This window comes from Ruegeria sp. BHSB196, from assembly GCF_059613135.1.
Genome location: NZ_JBXWRY010000060.1, coordinates 1 through 18,913, shown reverse-complemented (window position 1 = coordinate 18,913; position 18,913 = coordinate 1). Strand labels below are relative to the sequence as shown.

Here is an 18,913-nt window from a genome sequence, read left to right as displayed (position 1 = left end):
CTTGGGTGGAAGACGCCGGCGGAGGTCTTCCGCGAGAAGATGATGGAAGAGATGGGCCAACGCCCCTACCCTCAGAAGGAATAGGAGTCGCAGTTCAAGTATCGCTCACACACCGCGCCAGTTCCATTTCCTCGATCGCTTCGCGCGGCAGATAGCGCAGGAACCGGTGCATCCGGTCCTCGTAATATCCGGCCTTCTGCATTTCGCGCACCGCCCACGCGGCGAGCCGCGGACGGCGGCGGGCATTGTGCCGGAACAGGGCCAGCAGATAGGTGGCCTGCCCCCGCTTGGCGCTGCGGGCCATGCGCAGTTCCTCGGCCACCGATCGCTGCGCCAGCAGGCCCAGCGTCAGCTTCGACAAGACGCCGGCATCGGCCAGAATGGCCGAGGTCTGATGCCCGCCGAACGGAATCGGGCAGCGCGTGGTGCGGTCGTCGGGAAAGCCAAAGGCCAGAATGTGTTTCCGGTCCAGATGAACCGAGTCGTAGAACACCGTGTACCGCCGCGCCCGGTGCCGCGTGGCGCGGTGGAACCTGCGCCCCGGTTCCAGATCCTGCACATAGCCGCGCTCATGCGGAAAGTCGGCGGGGTCGATGGACGACACCGGGGAAAACGCAACCACGTGATCGGCGGCGACATGCTCGGCCGCCCGGATCGCGCCATACCCGCCCATCGACGAGCCGAGGAATGTCGTGTGATCGAACTCTGCGCAGGCCGCCTGCAGCCCGCCCGCCAGGGCGCCGAAATCGTCCGACTGGAACCAGTCCGGGCGGCGGCAGCGGACGATCAGCGCGTTCAGGCCGTATTTTTCGGCGAAATCCGCGCCATAGCTGCGCGCGGCGCGGCGGCGCGTGGCCCATCGGTGCGGAAAGAACACCGCGATCCGCCGGTCCGGCGACCGCACCTCCCGATCGATGGCGTAATTGTCGCTTTCGAAAACGCGTCTGGTGTCCATCTTGGTCAGAAAACCCGGATTTTCGCCATCGAAACCCCATCAGCCAGGCGGTGCGCGCGGCCCCGCGCGCCCAGACTATCGCCGGGCACGCGGACCGACAACGAAAACAACGCGCCCAGATCAGGCCGCCTCGGCCTCGATCCGCCGCTGCACCTTCTGCCGGAACCGCATCGCGCCCTTGTCCAGCCCGAGGTTCAGATAGGGCGTCCGGCGTTCGGCCATGCCGGTCTGCACCGCTTCCAGCACCTCCTTGTCCTCGGTGAACGCCATGACGGCGCCCTCGAACATATGCTTGTCCATTGCCGCGTCGTCGGCATGCATGTTGCGGTGCTGGAACCAGAAATACATCGACCGCTCCGCATCCACCGGCGTGATGAAATTGTACGAGATGTTGACGAAGGCATTCGGCGACAGCGGCCGGTCCGGCCCGCCTTCGCCCGGTGGCGTATAGACCGACATGTTGATCGCGGTCGACGGCACCCGGCATTCGTAATGCTGCTTGCGATCGCAGGATGCGCCAAAAGGCAGCATCCTGGCATAATACGGCGGCGCCGGTTCGGCCGGGATCCAGCGCCAGATCACCACCCGATCTTCGTCCTCGTCCATGCTCAGCGGCCGGTTGTCGGTACCGGCGCCCGCGAACGACGTCAGGTGCACCCAGGCGACATGCGACGGGTCCAGCAGATTGTCGGTGATGTAGAGATAGTTGCAGGCCATCTCCATCGCGCCCCGCGGCGTCCGGCCCCAGTCCGGATCGTCGAAATTCGGAATGTCGATGATCTCGGCCGGGTTCGCCCGCGTGGCCTCGCCCATCCAGATCCACAGAAAGCCCCAGCGATCCGTCACCGGATAGGACCGCACACGCGCCCGTTTCGGAATCGCGCCCTCCTGCGTCGGCGCGGCCACGCAGCGGCCAGCGCAGTCAAAGGTCAGCCCGTGATAACCGCAGACCACCGTCGAACCCGCCACCGTCCCCCGGGACAGCGGCAGCTTGCGGTGCGGGCAGGCATCCTCCAGCGCGATGGGTTCCCCCGCCGCGCCGCGAAAGATCACCACCCGATCTCCAAGCAGGGTCAAAGGCGTGAGCGCCCCGTCGAAATCCTCGCTGCGCCCGGCGACATACCAGCATTCGCGCACGAACCCGGCCGCACCGATCAGATCGTCCTGCATCTTCCCCGTCCCCGCCTTGCCAGTGCTCCAACGCCCGGTATCGGCCGCCATTCTCCGCAAAGATTTTACTGAGGGGAAAAAACTTTATCAATAATAGAATCTAGGCCGCGCAAGATACATTGCGCCCGCGCCTTCAGGCCTGCACCGCCCGCATGAACCGGTCCCGGATCACCACCGGGTCCAGGGTGATGACCGGCATCTTTGTGTTGCCGCTGTCGCATTTGCTGACGATCACCGTCATCCGCCCGCCGTCCAGCGCCTGCCGCAGCGCCATGGCGGTGTCTCGGGCCTGGCATTCGACCACGGTCTCGCAGCCGCAGGCTTCGGCCACCCGCGCCAGCGAGGTCTTGCCCCCGGCATAGGTGGGCTGATCCCCGGTGGACCCGTAAGACCCGTTGTCGATGATCAGCAGGACGAAATTGTCGGCCACGTTGTTGGCGATGGTCGGCAGCGTGCCGAGATTGGTCAGCACCGAACCGTCCCCGTCGATCGCGATCACCGTCTTGGGCTGCGCCAGCGCCAGGCCCAGCCCGATGGACGAGGCCAGCCCCATCGTCCCCAGCATGTAGAAGTTGCCGGGCCGGTCGTCGATGGCGTGCAGCTCCTGACTGGGAATGCCGATATTGCAGACCACCAGATGGTCGCGCAGGATCGGGGCGATCTCTTTCAATACGTCGTAGCGGATCATTGGTCGCCGTAGCCTCCCCAGAAATTGGCGTCGGTCAGGATCGCGACCGGCTTGTTGCACATGAAGGTGTATTTCAGGATCTCGTCCAGTTCCTCGGCATCCGCCTGCCGGTGAAAGTGATAGGTCGGGATGTGGAGCTGCGCCAGCAGCGCCTTGGTATGCACCGCCATCTCGACCTGGCAGGCGATCGGCTCGCGCAGCTCGCCGCGATAGGAAATAAGCATCGGCAGGGGCATCCGGTAATACTGGATCAGCGTCGCCAGCGTGTTGATCGTCACGCCGATGGCCGTGTTCTGCATGATGATGCAGGGCCGCATCCCGCCCATGAAGGCCCCGGCACACAGGCCCATCCCCTCGTCCTCCTTGTTCGCCGGCACGTGGCGGATCTCGGGCCGGGCCTCGACCTCGGCAATGACGCCCGCAAGCTGCTTGCACGGCACGGTGGTGACGAAACGGATGTCGTTGGCGATCAGGTCGTCAACGATCTTGGCGTCGATGGACAATGCTCTTCCTCCCCGATGACGCCGGCGCGGCCGCCGCTCCGGGTCTGGGCCGGACAATACGGGCGGTTGACCTGGTTTTGAAGCGGTGAACGCATTGTGCCGGCGATTTCGTTTTCATGTTAACAAAAGCTTGACTCCGAAGGCCCGGTTTGAGACAACGAATATAGTTAACATGGTAATTAACATGCCGCACATCCACATCGACTATTCCGGCAACCTGGACGACGCCGTGGATTTCGGCGGGCTGTGCGAACATCTGCGCGCCGCCGCGGCCGGCATCGACGCCCTGCCGATGCCCGGCATCCGCGTGCGCGCGGTGCGGGTCGATCACTATGCCATCGCCGACGGGAACCCCGAACACGGCTTCGTGGACATCTCGCTCCGCCTGCGCGCCGGCCGCCCGCCGCAAGTCAAGCAGGACGCCGCCCGGCGGATCTTCGACGCCGCCCGCGCCTTTCTCGCCCCGGCCCTGGCCAGCCGGTCCGTCGCCCTGTCGCTGGAGCTGCGCGACATCGACCCCGACCTTTCCCCCAGGACCGGCACGATCCGCGACCATCTGGAGCCCTCGCCATGACCGTACTGGACGACAACATCGCCAAGCTCGACGGCCATCTCGCCCGCTTCCGCGAAACCGGCATCCGCAACCGGATCGCCGGCCGGGACCGCGACGGCGCCAGCGGCGTGTTTCCGACGATCTCGCCGGTGGACAGGTCGGTGATCTGCGACGTGGCGCGCGGCAGCGCCGGTGACATCGACCAGGCCGCCCGCGCGGCCGCCGACGCCTTTCCCGCCTGGCGCGACCTGGCCGCCACCGAGCGCCGGAAGATCCTGCTGAACGTCGCCGCCGCCATCGAGGCGCGGGCCGAGGAAATCGCCCTCTGCGAATGCTGGGACACCGGCCAGACCCTGCGCTTCATGTCCAAGGCGGCGCTGCGCGGGGCCGAGAACTTCCGCTATTTCGCCGATCAGGCGGTGCAGGCCCGCGACGGCCAGCACCTGAAATCGCCCACCCTGATGAACATCACCACCCGCGTGCCCATCGGCCCGGTGGGCGTGATCACGCCCTGGAACACCCCGTTCATGCTCAGCACCTGGAAGATCGCCCCGGCCCTGGCCGCCGGCTGCACCGTGGTGCACAAACCGGCCGAGGCCAGCCCGCTCACCGCCCGGCTGCTGGTCGAGATCGCCGAACAGGCCGGCCTGCCCCCCGGCGTCCTCAACACCGTCAACGGGTTCGGCGAAGAGGCCGGCAAGGCGCTGACCGAACATCCCGCGATCCGGGCCATCGCCTTCGTCGGCGAAAGCCGCACCGGCTCGATCATCACCAGGCAGGGCGCGGACACGCTCAAGCGGATGCACCTGGAACTGGGCGGCAAGAATCCGGTGATCGTCTTCGACGACGCCGATCTCGACCGCGCGCTCGACGCGGTGATCTTCATGATCTACTCGATCAACGGCGAACGTTGCACCTCGTCCTCGCGGCTGCTGGTGCAGGACACCATCCGGGCCGAGTTCGAGGCCCGCCTGATCGAGCGCGTGAACCGCATCAAGGTCGGCCACCCGCTCGACCCGGCCACCGAGATCGGCCCGCTCGTGACCGAGGAGCATTTCGACAAGGTCACTTCCTATTTCGACATCGCGAAGGCCGAGGGCGCCACCGTCGCCGCGGGCGGCACCACCGTGGGCGACGGCGGCTATTTCGTCCGCCCCACCCTGTTCACCGACGCCACCAACGACATGCGCATCGCGCGCGAGGAAATCTTCGGCCCGGTCCTCACCTCGATCCCGTTTTCGACCGAGGACGAGGCGCTGCGTCTCGCCAACGACACGCCCTACGGCCTCACCGCCTATGTCTGGACCAACGACCTGACCCGCGCCCTGCGCTTTACCGACCGGCTCGAAGCTGGGATGATCTGGGTCAACTCGGAAAACGTCCGCCACCTGCCCACGCCCTTCGGGGGGGTCAAGGCCAGCGGCATCGGCCGCGACGGCGGCGACTGGAGCTTCGAGTTCTACATGGAACAGAAACACATCGGTTTCGCCACCGGCCCGCACAAGATCATGCGGCTCGGCGCCTGACCGCCAGCATTCCCAAGGGAGGATCAAATGGGAGAAATCGTACTCGCCGCCAAGATGACCCATGTCCCGACTCTGCTGATGTCGGAACAGGAAGGCCCGATCAAGGGCAAGCGCCAGCCCGCCATCGACGGCCACCGCGAAATCGCGCGCCGCGCCAAGGCGCTGGGGGCCGATACCGTGGTGATCTGCGACACCCACTGGGTGATCAACGCGGGTTTCCACGTCAACGCGAATTCCAAATTCGAAGGGCTGTTCACCTCGAACGAATTCCCGCAGTTCATTCAGGATCTGCCCTATTCCTACCAGGGCAACCCGGAACTGGGCGACGCCATCGCCAAGGTCGCCTCGGACAAGGGCGTCCATACGCTCGCCCACCACCTCGACAGCCTCGAACTGGAATACGGCACCCTCGTGCCGATGCGCTTCATGAGCCGCGAACACGAGATGAAGGTGGTCTCGGTCGCCGCCTGGGCCACCGTCCACGACCACGCGGAAAGCCGGATCCTGGGCGAAGCCATCCGCGAGGCGGTCGAGGCCAGCGACGCCAGGGTTCTGCTGGTCGCCTCCGGCTCGCTCAGCCACAAGATCTGGGCCAACAAGGACTATGCCGCCAACAACGGCACCTTCACCATCAGTTCGGAATTCAACCGGCAGGTGGACCTGCACGTGCTCGAAATGTGGAAGAACGGCGATCACGCCACCTTCCTCAGGATGCTGCCGGAATATGCCCAGTACTGCTGCGGCGAAGGGTCGATGCACGACACCTCGATGCTCTACGGCGCGCTCGGCTGGGACGCCTACGACCGCAAATGCGAGGTCGTGACCGAATACTTCCCCTCCTCCGGCACCGGTCAGACCAACGTGGTCTTTCCGGTCCGGTGACGGGACCGCGCCATGCGATTTGCAAGCTACCAGGCCGGAGGCAAGCCGTATTACGGCGCGATGACCCAGGCGGGCGCCATTGCGCTCTCGCCCGACTTTCCCGCATGGCCCACCCTGCTCGACGTGATCCGCGCCGGCGGGCTGGGGGCACTGGAAACCGCCGCGCGGGGCCGCGAACCGACCCATGCCGACATCACCTTCGACATCCCGCTTCCGAACGCGCCGCGCATCCTCTGCGTCGGCGTGAACTTTCCTGACCGCAACGCAGAATACAGGGACGGCAGCGCGGCCCCCAGGTACATGTCCCTGTTCCCGCGCTTCGCCAGCAGCTTCACCGGGCATGACCGGCCGCTGATCCGCCCGCCCGAGAACCACACGCTCGACTACGAAGGCGAGGTCGCCGTCGTCATCGGCAAGCCCGGCCGCCGCATCCCGGCGCGGGACGCCTATGACCACATCGCCGCGCTCACCCTCTGCAACGAAGGCACGATCCGCGACTGGGTGCGGCACGCAAAGTTCAACGTGACCCAGGGCAAGAACTGGGACCGGTCCGGCGCGCTCGGGCCATGGCTCGTCCCCTTCCGCGATCCCGCGCAACTGGACGCCGCCCGCATCGTCACGCGGGTCAACGGCGAGGTGCGGCAGGACGACACCCTGAACCGCATGACCTTCCCGGTCCGCGAAGAGATCGCCTATATCTCCACCTTCATGACCCTGCAGCCGGGCGACATCATCATCACCGGCACCCCCACCGGCGCCGGCGCGCGCCTTGACCCGCCGCGCTATCTGAAACCCGGCGACGTGGTCGAGGTCGAGGTGGAAGGCATCGGAACCCTGCGCAACGGGGTCGAGGACGAAGGCCCATGACCCCCGGCGATCACGCCCGCGCCGCCGCCGACCTGCTGGCCGCGGAACGCACCCGCAGCCAGATCGGCCTGCTCAGCCTGCGCCATCCCGACATGACCATGGACGACGCCTATGCGGTGCAACGGGAGATCCAGCGCGCCAAGCTGGCCGAGGGGCGCCACGTCATCGGCTGGAAGATCGGCCTCACCTCCAAGGCGATGCAATACGCGCTCGGCATCGACATCCCCGACAGCGGCATCCTGTTCGACGACATGCTGTTCGGCTGCGGCGCGACCGTGCCCAGGGGCCGGTTCATCCAGCCCCGGATCGAGGCCGAGATCGCCTTTGTCATGAAATCCGCCCTGGCCGGGGCCGACGTGACCCGCGCCGAGGTGATCGCCGCCACCGATCACGTCGCGCCCGCCCTGGAAATCCTCGACACCCGAATCCACCGGACCGATCCCGACACCGGCACCCCCCGCAACGTCTTCGACACGATCAGCGACAACGCCGCCAATGCGGGGATCGTGCTGGGCGCAAACCGCCACCCGGTCGATGCCTTCGACCTGCGCTGGGTCGGCGCGCTCACCTTCCGCAACGGCGCGATCGAGGAAACCGGCCTCGGCGCGGGCGTGCTCAACGACCCGGTCGAAAGCGTCGTCTGGCTGGCCCGCCGCATGGCGCATTACGGCCAGAGCATCGAACCCGGCCACGTCATCCTGTCGGGCAGTTTCATCCGCCCGGTCGAGTGCCCACCCGGCACCCGGATCGACGCGGATTTCGGATCCTTCGGAGCGGTGTCGGTCGATTTCGCCTGACATCGCGGTTGTGCGTCTCCGAACGGCAGGGCGCGGTGGGCTTGCGTTTTCCCGATTTCCGCACGATTCGATTTTGTACGAACCGGACAACCCCCCGCCCCGGCCCGGTACGAACCGGACAGAACGGTGCGGCGGGGTAGGTTCAGCGCGCGATCGTTCTCCCTTCCCCTCGCCCTCCCGGCTGGCTAAGAAGTCGGTCCAACCGGATTCGAGGAGACGCCTTTGGACCGCATCGCCCGCACCATCGCCACCGAAATCAACGCCCGCCCGGATCAGGTGCAGGCCGCGGTCAAACTGCTGGACGAGGGAGCGACGGTGCCCTTCGTCGCCCGTTACCGCAAAGAGGTCACGGGCGGGCTGGACGACAGCCAGCTGCGCACCCTGTCCGACCGGCTGGCCTATCTGCGCGAGCTTGAAGCGCGGCGCGAAACGATCCTGAACTCGATCAAGGAGCAGGGGAAGCTGACCGACGATCTGGCCAAGTCCATCGCCCGCGCCGAAACCAAGGCGCAGCTGGAAGACATGTACCTGCCCTACAAACCCAAACGCCGCACCAAGGCGATGATCGCGCGCGAGAACGGGCTGGAACCGCTGGCCGACGCGATCCTGGCCGACCGCAGCGCCGAGCCCGAGGTTCTGGCCCAGTCCTATGTGACCGAGGCCGTGCCCACCACCAAGGACGCGCTGAACGGCGCGCGCGACATCGTCACCGAGCGTCTGACCGAAAACGCCGCCCTTCTGGGCGAGCTGCGCAGCTTCATGCAGGCCGAGGCGCTGCTGACCTCGAAGGTGATCGAGGGCAAGGAACAGGAAGGCGCCAAGTTCAGCGACTATTTCGACCATGCCGAGCCCTGGGCCAAGGTGCCCTCGCACCGGGCGTTGGCGATGCTGCGCGCCTCGAAAGAGGGGATCGTGACGCTGGACATCGCCCCCGACCCCGAAACCGGTGCGGCGCGGGCCGAGGCGATCGTGGCCGCTCATCTGCAGACGCGCGGCGACAGGCCGGGCGATGTCTGGCTGCGCAAGGTCGCGGGCTGGACCTGGCGGGTGAAACTGTCGCTGTCGATGATGGTCGAGTTGATGGCCGATCTGCGCAGCCGCGCGCAGGAAGAGGCAATTCAGGTTTTTGCGCGCAATCTCAAGGATTTGCTGTTTGCCGCCCCGGCAGGCCCCCGCCCGACCCTGGGGTTGGATCCCGGCATTCGCACCGGCGTCAAGGCCGCCGTCGTCGATGCCACGGGCAAGCTGGTAGCCACCGACACGCTGTATCCGTTCCAACCCAAGAACGATCTGCGCGGCGCACAGGCCACCATTCTGAACCTGATCGCCACCCACAAGGTCGAACTGATCGCCATCGGCAACGGCACCGCCAGCCGCGAGACCGAACGGCTGGTGGCCGACACGCTGAAACTGCTGCCCCAAGGGGTGCAGCCCCCCACCAAGGTCGTGGTGTCCGAGGCCGGGGCCTCGGTTTATTCGGCCTCGGAACTGGCCGCGCGCGAGTTTCCCGATCTCGATGTCTCGCTGCGTGGCGCGGTGTCGATCGCCCGCCGCCTGCAGGATCCGCTGGCCGAGTTGGTCAAGATCGAACCCAAAAGCATCGGCGTCGGCCAGTACCAGCACGATGTCGATCAACACCGGCTGAGCCAGTCTCTGGAGGCGGTGATCGAAGACGTGGTGAACGCCGTTGGCGTCGATCTGAACACCGCCTCGGCGCCGCTGCTGGCCCATGTCTCGGGCCTGGGCCCCGGTCTGGCCGAGGCGATCGTGATGCACCGCGACGTGAACGGCGCGTTCCGGTCGCGGCAGGATCTGCTGAAGGTCGCCCGCCTTGGCCCCCGTGCGTTCGAACAATGCGCGGGCTTTCTGCGCATCCGCGACGGGGAGGAGCCGCTGGACGCCTCGGCCGTCCACCCCGAGGCCTATGACGTGGCCCGCCGCATCGTGCAGGCCTGCGGCCGCGATATCCGGCAGATCATGGGCCATGTCAGCGCGCTGCGCGGCCTGCGGGCGGAACAGTTCGTGGATGAGCGGTTCGGCCTGCCGACGGTGCGCGACATCTTTGCCGAGCTGGAAAAGCCCGGCCGCGACCCGCGCCCCAGCTTCGTGACCGCCAGCTTCAAGGAGGGCGTCGAGGAGATCACCGACCTCAAGCCTGGCATGGTTCTGGAAGGCACCGTCACCAACGTCGCCGCCTTTGGCGCCTTCGTCGATATTGGCGTGCATCAGGATGGGCTGGTGCATGTCAGCCAGCTGGCCGACCGGTTCGTGAAAGACCCGCACGAGGTGGTCAAGGCCGGTCAGGTGGTCAAAGTCCGAGTGGTCGAAGTGGACGTGCCGCGCAAGCGGATCGGGCTGAGCATGCGCAAGGATGGCGGCGACTCGGCTCGTGCGGACCGGTCCCGGCGCGATGCGGACAAGGGCGCGCAGCGGAACGGCCGGACGCCCCGGAAACCCGATCGCGCGCAGGCGAAAGCGGAGACGGGCGCGCTTGGCGCCGCGCTGCTGGATGCGTTCAAGAAGAGCTGATCGTCCCCGGGCTTCAGTGCCAGCCGGAACGGCGTGTGCGCGGCTGAACCCCCAAAGCGTGAGAAATCAGGACATGCGCAAGGATCGCAACCGGAACCAGCGCCAGCCCCTGAGCCACATAGGCGTTCAGACCCGCCTTTGAAAAGGCGAACAGAAGATAGGTGTTTGATGCCAGAAGAAAGACATTCGCCAGCGCATAGAACGGCGCCCGACCGTAGCCGCGGGCCCGGAACACAAGCCGCGCATGAGACCGGTAGTTCCATGTCAGACAGATCAGGAACTGGACCGCGCAGGCAAGGAACGGATTGACGCCCAGACCGACAAGCGCCGCATACAACCCGAAAGTCAGCACAAGGCAGACCTGGCTTGCCGGAAGTATCGCATCCGCCATCGCGCGGGAGCGAGGCAGATCATCAACAGGTCTCGGCAAACTATACATCGTCAAAGCGCCCCCACGCCATTGTGTCGGAGGCTTGCCGCAATACCCATCCGGCCTCGGACCCGCCGTCGCGGCGACCCGTTGATGCACGGCAGGGTCCGGGCTTTCGGCCCGACCCCTGCATTGAAACCGATTTTCCCCCACGCATTGGGATAACCCCCCAAGAACCATCAAACATTTCACAACCTACACACCAATACGCACCGACAATCGTCAGCGCATTACGCCGGCAACCGCCGGCTTGCCTTCTTTTAGACTTGGCCCCCCAACCAATCCGTGGCGCAGTACATGCCACCACGATCAAGCATTCAGCCCTTTTGCCTTCAAGACCTATCCCGACGAACAAAAGTGCCAAAAAGAAATCAGCAACTACGGTTGCAGCGTAACATATTGAAAAGAAGATCAGAAACAATTCTTGATGAGTTGTTTCTGGGCAGACGGTGAACAGGGCATTTGAAAAAAGCGAAAATAATTATCGAATTACAACCGGATAAGGCGCGTTCTTAATGTTGACGCCGGGGCGCGATCCGTGCGGCATTCGCAACTGTTTGCGCGGTCGGAGCGGGAATGTTCGCGATTCTGATCCATTCCGGCATATCCGACAGCCGGACCGGTGTTCGATTCGTGCCCTTGGTCTCAAGGATTTGCGGTGTGCGGCAGCTCTCTTTGGCTGGCCGATACGGTTTCCGTCGGCTGCCGCGCCACGAAATCCAGAAAGGCGCGGATGACCTTCACGTCCTTCCGTTGCGACAGGTAGACGAGGCTCTCGCTCATCGAAAGGCTGACATCTTTCAGACGGATCCGCGATATGCGGCTGTCGTGACCGAATTCGGCCTCGGACACGAATCCGATGCCGGCGCCGGCGGCGACCAGCTCCCGGACCGCCTCGCGCCCCTCCGCGACGATGGCCGGTTTCAGGACGAGTCCGCGCCGACGCGCTTCGACTTCCAGCTTCTGGCGCGTCTTCGAGCCGGTTTCCCGGAAGATCAGCGGCAAAGCGGCAAGTTCCTCGAGCGTCAACCCCTCGCCTGGCGCCAGCGGGAAATCGACCGCGGCAAAGGCAACGATGTCGCTCGTTCCCAGATCGATGGTTTGCAAGTCCTTTCCGGGCGGCACGCTGCCCACGATACCGACCTCGGCGTTGTAGGCTCTGAGCTCTTCCAGAATCTCCTCGGTATTCCCCGCGCGCAGCATCACCTTGATCCTGGGGAACCTGTTGCAGAACGGCCCGAGGAAGCCGGTCACGTGATGCGCCGAGTCGGCGATGATCCGCAGTTCGCCGTCGGGGACGGCCCTGGATTCGGACAGAAAATCCTCGATCTCGCCTTCGATCTCGAAATACTGCTTGGTCAGGCGCAACAGCGCCTCGCCCGCCTCGGTCAGCTGGACGCGCTTGCGGTCGCGGTGAAACAGCAGGAGGTCGTGATCCTGTTCCAGCTTCCGGACCTGTTCCGAAATCGCGGGCTGGGTCAGAAAGAGCGCCTCGGCGGCCCGCGAGAACCCGCCGAGCAGGGCGACGTGGTGAAAGGCCTTCAACTGACCGTGGCGCATGGCGCGCACTCCCTCAAATATAAGTGAAGCCTATAGGTCGATTGTTTTTTGCAATTTCACATATGGAAAACAATAGGGCAATGGTGCAGCCAAAAGGCTCTATCGGAGATGGACGATGATCTCTTCGCAGCACCGGATCGAACCGCCGAAACTGGGTGAACCCTATCTCTTGACGCCCGGACCTCTGACCACGTCCTGGCAGGTCAAGCAGGCCATGCTGAGGGACTGGGGCAGTTGGGACGGCGATTTCCGGGACATGACGCGCGAGATGCGGCGCGGCCTGCTGGACCTTTTGGGAGAGGGTGCCGAGGACTTCGATTGCGTGCCGATGCAAGGCAGCGGTTCGTTTTCCGTCGAGGCGATGCTGGGCTCGTTCATCCCGCGCGGCGGCAAGGCATTGGTTCTGGCCAATGGCGCCTATGGGCAGCGGTCGGCGCTGACCCTGAAATACATCGGGCGGGATCATGTGGTTCTGGACAAGGGGGACTACCTGCCGCCACGGGGCGACGAAGTTGCGCGCATTCTGGCCGAAGACCCCGGCATCACGCATGTGGTCGCCATCCATTGCGAAACGAGCTCGGGCATCCTGAACCCGGTCGAGGAAATTTCCGAGGCGACCTATGCCGCCGGGCGCAGGCTGCTGATCGATTCCATGTCCGCCTTTGGCGCGATCGACCTGTCGCCGGCAAGGATCCGCTATGAGGCCATGGTGTCCTCGGCCAACAAGTGCATCGAAGGCGTGCCGGGCTTCGGTTTCATCCTCGCACGCAAGAGCACGCTTGAGGCGGCGGCCGGAAACAGCCATTCGCTGAGCCTCGATGTTCATGCCCAATGGGCACATATGAACAAGACCGGACAATGGCGGTTCACCCCGCCGACCCATGTCGTCGCCGCCTTTCTGGACGCGCTGCGCGCCCATGCCGCCGAGGGTGGCGTGGCCGGGCGCGGTGCGCGCTATGCCCGCAACCGCGATGTGCTGGTGTCCGGCATGCGCGACCTTGGCTTCGAAACGCTGCTCGACGATCGCTGGCTCAGCCCGATCATCGTCACCTTCTTCTGCCCGTCGGATGAACGCTTTGACTTTGGCCGGTTCTACGAACTGATGAAGGCAAAGGGCTTTATCATCTATCCGGGCAAGCTGACCGTCGTGGACAGTTTCCGGGTCGGCTGTATCGGGCGGTTGGAAGAAACCGTGATGCGGCAGGTCGTGGAAGCCGCCGGGGACGCACTTGACGAAATGGGCGTGATCAGCGCCGCCCCGCCCGCACAAGCACTGGAAGAGCGCGCCAAGCTGGCCGCCTGAGGACTCGAGGAACCCGCAGATGACCATTCAAACCCCCGTCGAAGCCAACGAACGTGTCTATCCGACGCCCAAGGTGCCCGCCATCGCCATCTGTCTGGATGGCTGCGAGCCGGAATACCTGGACGTGGCGATTGCCAAGGGACTGATGCCGACGCTCAAGCGCATGCGCGAGACCGGCACCGACCGGCTGGCGCATTCGGTGATCCCCTCCTTCACCAATCCCAACAACCTGTCGATCGCGACCGGCTGCCCGCCCATCGTGCACGGCATCTGCGGCAACTACCTGATCGACCCCGACACGGGCGAGGAAGTGATGATGAACGACGTGCGTTTCCTGCGCGCGCCGACCGTGTTTTCCAGGTTCTATGACTCCGGGGCCCGCGTCGCGGTCGTCACCGCCAAGGACAAGCTGCGCGCGCTGCTGGGCGCGGGGCTCAAGTTCGACGAAGGCCGCGCCATCTGCTTCAGCTCCGAGAAGTCCGATCAGGCGACGCTGGCCGAAAACGGGATCGACAATGCCTCCGATTGGCTGGGTATGCCGGTGCCCGAGGTCTATTCCGCCGCCCTCAGCGAGTTCGTCTTTGCGGCGGGCGCGAAGCTGCTGACGGAATTCAAGCCGGATGTCATGTACCTTTCGACCACGGACTACATCCAGCACAAATTCGCCCCGGACCAGCAGGGCGCACTGGACTTCTATGCCATGTTCGACCGGTATCTGGCGCAGCTGGATTCATCGGGCGCGGCCATCGTCGTGACCGCCGATCACGGGATGAAACCCAAGCACCTTGCCGACGGATCGCCCAACGTGATCTATGCGCAGGATCTGCTGGACGAATGGCTGGGCAAGGACGCCGCCCGCGTCATCCTGCCGATCACGGATCCCTATGTGGTGCATCACGGCGCCTTGGGATCCTTCGCCACCGCCTATCTGCCGGACGGCGTTGACAAAACGGAGGTCATCGCCCGGCTGCGCGCGCGCGAGGAATTGATCCTGGTGGTGGACAAGGACGAGGCCATCAAACGCTTTGACCTGCCGGGCGACCGGATCGGCGACATCATCATGATTTCGGGCGAGAACATCTGCATCGGCACGTCCGCGCACCGGCACGATCTGGCGGCACTGAAGGAGCCGTTGCGTAGCCACGGCGGGCTGACCGAACAGGAAGTGCCCTTTATCGTCAACCGCAGGATCGAGCTGCCCGAGGCGCCCGTTCTGCGCAATTTCGACGCTTTCTTCTATGCAACAACAGCGGCGGCCCTGTAAGTCATGAAAGACCAACCCATGTCCAAGATCGAAATCCGGAATGAAGGAATGCGCATCGGCGGCGAGGTCGTCTTTGCCGATGACGTGGTGCCGGTTCACTATCCCTATACGAGCGAAGTTGTCGGCACCGTTCCGGCAGGCAAGGCCGAACACGCGCGCCGCGCCTTTCAGATCGCGGCGGATTACACCCCCAAACTCACCAGATACGAACGCAGCCAGATCCTGCGGCGCGCGGGCGAAATCATCGGCGAGCGGCGGGACTATCTGGCCAAGTGGCTGACGCTGGAGCTGGGCATCTGCCACCAGCACGCGATCTACGAGACCAAACGGGCGCAGGACGTGTTTCAGTTCGCCGCCGCCGAGGCGCTGAAGGATGACGGACAGGTGTTTTCCTGCGACCTGACCCACAACGGGAAGGAACGCAGGATCTACACCATGCGCGAGCCGGTGCGCGCCATCAGTGCGATAACCCCCTTCAACCACCCGCTCAACATGGTCAGCCACAAGATCGCGCCGTCGATCGCCACCAACAACTGCATGGTGTGCAAGCCGACCGAACTGACGCCGCTGACCGCCTTGACGCTGGCCGACATTCTGTACGAGGCCGGTCTGCCGCCCGAGATGTTCCAGGTGGTCACCGGCTGGCCGCAGGATATCGGTGACGAGATGATCACCAACGATAACATCGACATCATCACCTTCACCGGCGGGGTGCCGGTGGGCAAGATGATCGCGGAAAAGGCGGGCTACAAGCGGACAGCGCTGGAACTGGGGGGCAACGATCCCCTGATCGTTCTCAATGACCTTTCGGATGCCGATCTGGACAAGGCCGCGGCGATCGCCGTGGCCGGCGCGACCGGCAATTCGGGGCAGCGCTGCACCGCCGTGAAGCGGATTCTGGTTCAGGACAGTGTCGCGGACCGGTTCGTGCCGCTGGTGCTGGAGAAGGCCAAGGCACTGAAATTCGGCGACCCGATGGACCCGGAGACCCAGTTGGGCTGCGTCATTCACGACAAGGCTGCCGAGCTGTTTGAACGGCGCGTCCACATGGCCGAGGATCAGGGGGCCGAAATCCTCTATCACCCCGGACGTGACGGCGCGTTGCTGCCGCCCATCGTGGTGGACCGGGTGCCTCATGACAGCGAGTTGGTCATGGAGGAAACCTTCGGACCCATCGTGCCCATCGTCCGGGTGCCCGACGATGATGCCGAGGTCATGCGCATCTCGAACGGCACGCCGTTCGGATTGTCCTCGGGCGTCTGCACCAACGATCTGAACCGGGCGATTGCCTATATCAACGGGTTGAACGTAGGCACCTGCAACATCTGGGAGCAGCCCGGATACCGGATCGAGATGTCGCCCTTTGGCGGCATCAAGGACAGCGGCAACGGGGTCAAGGAAGGCGTGATCGAGGCGATGAAGTTCTTCACCAACGTCAAGACCTACTCGCTGCCCTGGCCCAACTGAACCGTGCCTCCGGGCACGGCCCGTAAAGGTCTGGGGGAAGCGCCATGATCGTGCACACCGAAGGCGAGTCGAACACGTCGGACGCCCGCCGGGCATGGATGGAGAAATCCACCGGCCCGGCCTCGGCCCCGTTGTTGAAACGCGACGCCGACGTGTTCCTGCACCAAAGCCTGTCCAGCCCCTGCGTCAGCACCATCGCCAAGGCCGAAGGCATATGGATCGAGGATCTGGACGGCCGCAGGTACATGGATTTTCACGGAAACTCGGTGCACCACATCGGTTATGGCCATCCACGGCTCATCGCCGCGATCAAGGCCCAGCTGGACGATCTGCCCTTTGCGCCGCGCCGGTTCACCAACGATCCAGCGGTGCAGCTGGCCGAGAAACTGGCCGACATCGCACCGGGCGATCTGGGCAAGAGCCTGTTCACCACCGGAGGTTCGGATGCCAACGAGGTGGCGCTCAGGATCGCGCGGGCCGCGACCGGGCGGTTCAAGACCCTGTCGTTCTGGGAGTCCTTCCACGGCGCCGGCTTCGGCGCGGCATCGGTCGGGGGCGAGGCGACGTTCCGCAGCCATATCGCCGGCCCGTTGTTGCCGGGTGCCGAGCATGTCGCGCCCTTTGCCTGCTATCGCTGTCCCTACAATCATCCCGGCCCGGAGTCCTGCGGCCTGGCCTGCGCCGCAATGGTGGATTACGTGCTGGCGCGGGAAGGCGATGTGGCGGCGGTGATTGCCGAACCGATGCGGGCGGTCCCTCAGGTGCCGCCCCCGGGATTCTGGCAAGCGGTGAGGGAAGCCTGCGACCGTCACGGCGCGCTGCTCATCATGGACGAAATCCCGACCGGGCTGGGAAAGACCGGACGGATGTTCGGATTCGAGCATGACGGCATCGTTCCCGACATCGTGACCCTCGGCAAGTCTCTGGGCGGCGGTGTTCTGCCCATCGCGGCCTGCGTGGCGCGCAGCGATCTGGATGTCTGCGGCGACTTTGCCATCGGGCACTACACCCACGAAAAGAACCCTGTGACCGCGCGGGCCGCATTGACGACGATTGAGATCATTGAGGACGAGGGGCTGGTCGAGCGCGCGGCCCAGCTGGGCGACCATGCGCTGGATCAGCTGCGCGAGAGGCTGTGCGGCAGCCCAATCGTGGGTGACATTCGCGGGCGCGGCCTGATGTTCGGGATCGAGATCGTCGAGGACCGTTCCGACAGGACGCCGGGCATCGGACGGGCGGAACGGATCTACTACGCCTGTCTGGACTCGGGCCTGAGCTTCAAGATCAGCCAGGGCTGCGTGCTGACGCTTTCGCCGCCGCTCACGATCTCGCGCACCGACCTGGACCATGCGCTGGACATCGTCGTGTCGGCGATCGAGGCGCAGGTATGAGCGTCTCGGCCCCATCGCCTGCAGGTCGCCGATGAGGCAACCGGCTGCGTTGCGTGCCGGCCGACATGTGAGGCGGCGGTCGCGGAAAGCGCAACGGGCCAATGAAGGTCGGTCGCCCAACCTCTCAGGTCATCAATAGGCAGACGTTACTCCAAGAAACTCTGTTTCATGATCCACTCGTTCGAGACGGATGAGCCCAGGCGGTCGGTCCGGTCGAACCACGCCTGCGCGACCAGGCTCTTGCCGTCGTCGTGCATGAAGTCCAGCGAGAAACTACCGTCAGCCGCAATGGGCGCAACGCGCCAGAGAACCGGGCCCCCGTCCCCGTCGATCTGCAACCGGATGCGCGCGATCAGCGGCATGTCCTGCGTCAGATCCAGCGGCGCGTCCGTCTGGGGCGTCAGCACCCCGCTCAGCGTGATACGGCCGTGGAACCAATAGCCCCGCACCAGTTCGATCAGCGTGCGGTAGCGCGGCCGGACGTGATAGAAACAGCTGCCCCAGCGCGCATCCGCCTCGCCGCCCCGGCGCCAGGCGGTCAGAAGGAACCCGCTGTCATTGTCGCAACCCGGTCGGATGACATTGTGATCCAGCTCAAGCGTACAGTTGAAGACCCGCGCCTGGTTTTGCGGGATGGCCCATTCGCGCGGGCTGATGGTAAGCTTCATCCCGTCGCGCAACCCCTCGGGCACCAGCGCCGCGATCTCGGTCCCGTTCCGGTCGTTGTGCACCTGCATCGGGAAGGTAATCACGTCATAGGGTGAGCCGGTATAGGCTTCGAAATCGAAGACGTTCTGCTGCGCGATGTTGTTCTGCAGCTTCACGTCGTCCGAGGCGAGGGCCACCGTGTCACCGGTTGCAGGATCGACCTCGTCGGGGATCTTCCAGTCGATGATCTCCATCCGCATGCACTGGTGGCTGTTGGTCGAGGAATCCACATCCCAGTTGAACACGGCCAGTTCGTTGTCGCCGTCCTGCACGACGGGAATGGTCTTGGTCCCGCGGTCGTCCCAGCGCCCCTCGTCGCC

17 protein-coding genes and 1 pseudogene are annotated in these 18,913 nt (G+C 64.9%); 11 read left to right on the top strand and 7 right to left on the bottom strand.

The features are described 5' to 3' along the window. Positions 1–84 (top strand): annotated as a pseudogene (locus AC2FNJ_RS19125) (integrase); the annotation flags it as partial. A gap of 10 nt (positions 85–94) precedes the next feature. On the opposite strand, the gene AC2FNJ_RS19120 reads toward AC2FNJ_RS19125, so the two are convergent. The 4 genes from AC2FNJ_RS19120 to comD all read right to left on the bottom strand — a co-directional run bounded on the left by AC2FNJ_RS19120 (position 95) and on the right by comD (position 3,316). Continuing rightward, positions 95–955: a hypothetical protein gene (locus tag AC2FNJ_RS19120; RefSeq protein ID WP_496766555.1), complete on the bottom strand. Its 861-nt coding sequence runs from the start codon at positions 953–955 to the stop codon at positions 95–97. A 120-nt stretch (positions 956–1,075) separates the two neighbouring features. After that, positions 1,076–2,125 (bottom strand): aromatic ring-hydroxylating dioxygenase subunit alpha, encoded by a 1,050-nt coding sequence (locus tag AC2FNJ_RS19115; protein ID WP_496766553.1) that lies wholly within the window; start codon positions 2,123–2,125, stop codon positions 1,076–1,078. Positions 2,126–2,258: 133 nt separating this feature from the next. Beyond that, the gene (gene comE, locus AC2FNJ_RS19110) at positions 2,259–2,813 is read right to left on the bottom strand and encodes a sulfopyruvate decarboxylase subunit beta (protein ID WP_496766551.1); all 555 of its coding nucleotides are present in this window, start codon (positions 2,811–2,813) and stop codon (positions 2,259–2,261) included. Then, a complete protein-coding gene (gene comD, locus AC2FNJ_RS19105) occupies positions 2,810–3,316 on the bottom strand; it encodes a sulfopyruvate decarboxylase subunit alpha (protein WP_496766550.1) in 507 nt (168 codons plus the stop codon). Before comD ends, comE begins: the two co-directional genes overlap by 4 nt. Positions 3,317–3,500: 184 nt before the next feature. On the opposite strand from comD, the gene AC2FNJ_RS19100 reads away from it, so the two are divergent. From AC2FNJ_RS19100 to AC2FNJ_RS19075, 6 genes are all read left to right on the top strand, one after another. After that, positions 3,501–3,890, top strand: coding sequence for a 5-carboxymethyl-2-hydroxymuconate Delta-isomerase (locus AC2FNJ_RS19100; RefSeq protein WP_496766549.1), 390 nt, complete (start codon positions 3,501–3,503; stop codon positions 3,888–3,890). Then, positions 3,887–5,395, top strand: coding sequence for a 5-carboxymethyl-2-hydroxymuconate semialdehyde dehydrogenase (gene hpaE / locus AC2FNJ_RS19095; RefSeq protein WP_496766548.1), 1,509 nt, complete (start codon positions 3,887–3,889; stop codon positions 5,393–5,395). The genes AC2FNJ_RS19100 and hpaE overlap by 4 nt, the downstream gene beginning before the upstream one ends. A 27-nt stretch (positions 5,396–5,422) precedes the next feature. Then, on the top strand, positions 5,423–6,277 hold the full coding sequence (gene hpaD / locus AC2FNJ_RS19090; protein WP_496766547.1) for a 3,4-dihydroxyphenylacetate 2,3-dioxygenase: 855 nt from the start codon (positions 5,423–5,425) through the stop codon (positions 6,275–6,277). Positions 6,278–6,289: 12 nt separating this feature from the next. Further along, the gene (locus AC2FNJ_RS19085) at positions 6,290–7,144 is read left to right on the top strand and encodes a fumarylacetoacetate hydrolase family protein (RefSeq protein WP_496766545.1); all 855 of its coding nucleotides are present in this window, start codon (positions 6,290–6,292) and stop codon (positions 7,142–7,144) included. Continuing rightward, positions 7,141–7,941, top strand: a complete 801-nt coding sequence (gene hpaH / locus AC2FNJ_RS19080) for a 2-oxo-hept-4-ene-1,7-dioate hydratase (protein ID WP_496766544.1) — start codon at positions 7,141–7,143, stop codon at positions 7,939–7,941. Before AC2FNJ_RS19085 ends, hpaH begins: the two co-directional genes overlap by 4 nt. A 222-nt stretch (positions 7,942–8,163) precedes the next feature. Then, the gene (locus AC2FNJ_RS19075; protein ID WP_496766543.1) at positions 8,164–10,470 is read left to right on the top strand and encodes a Tex family protein; all 2,307 of its coding nucleotides are present in this window, start codon (positions 8,164–8,166) and stop codon (positions 10,468–10,470) included. Between the two features lie 13 nt (positions 10,471–10,483). Here AC2FNJ_RS19075 and AC2FNJ_RS19070 read toward each other — a convergent pair whose 3' ends face one another. Continuing rightward, the gene (locus AC2FNJ_RS19070; protein WP_496766542.1) at positions 10,484–10,861 is read right to left on the bottom strand and encodes a GtrA family protein; all 378 of its coding nucleotides are present in this window, start codon (positions 10,859–10,861) and stop codon (positions 10,484–10,486) included. 684 nt (positions 10,862–11,545) lie between these two features. Further along, on the bottom strand, positions 11,546–12,460 hold the full coding sequence (locus AC2FNJ_RS19065) for a LysR substrate-binding domain-containing protein (protein ID WP_496766541.1): 915 nt from the start codon (positions 12,458–12,460) through the stop codon (positions 11,546–11,548). A 115-nt stretch (positions 12,461–12,575) separates the two neighbouring features. Here AC2FNJ_RS19065 and AC2FNJ_RS19060 point away from each other — a divergent pair, with 115 nt between their 5' ends. The 4 genes from AC2FNJ_RS19060 to pbfA are packed head-to-tail and all read left to right on the top strand — an operon-like array spanning position 12,576 to position 17,885. After that, positions 12,576–13,763: a 2-aminoethylphosphonate--pyruvate transaminase gene (locus AC2FNJ_RS19060; RefSeq protein ID WP_496766539.1), complete on the top strand. Its 1,188-nt coding sequence runs from the start codon at positions 12,576–12,578 to the stop codon at positions 13,761–13,763. 19 nt (positions 13,764–13,782) lie between these two features. Further along, complete coding sequence (phnA, locus tag AC2FNJ_RS19055; RefSeq protein WP_496766537.1) at positions 13,783–15,027, top strand: phosphonoacetate hydrolase; 1,245 nt, start codon at positions 13,783–13,785, stop codon at positions 15,025–15,027. Positions 15,028–15,045: 18 nt separating this feature from the next. Then, a complete protein-coding gene (gene phnY / locus AC2FNJ_RS19050) occupies positions 15,046–16,494 on the top strand; it encodes a phosphonoacetaldehyde dehydrogenase (RefSeq protein ID WP_496766535.1) in 1,449 nt (482 codons plus the stop codon). 44 nt (positions 16,495–16,538) lie between these two features. Further along, positions 16,539–17,885, top strand: a complete 1,347-nt coding sequence (gene pbfA / locus AC2FNJ_RS19045) for a (R)-1-hydroxy-2-aminoethylphosphonate ammonia-lyase (protein WP_496766534.1) — start codon at positions 16,539–16,541, stop codon at positions 17,883–17,885. A gap of 146 nt (positions 17,886–18,031) precedes the next feature. On the opposite strand, the gene AC2FNJ_RS19040 is transcribed toward pbfA, so the two are convergent. Then, positions 18,032–18,913, bottom strand: an 882-nt coding sequence (locus AC2FNJ_RS19040) for a hypothetical protein (protein ID WP_496766533.1), incomplete at its 5' end; no start/stop codon positions are given.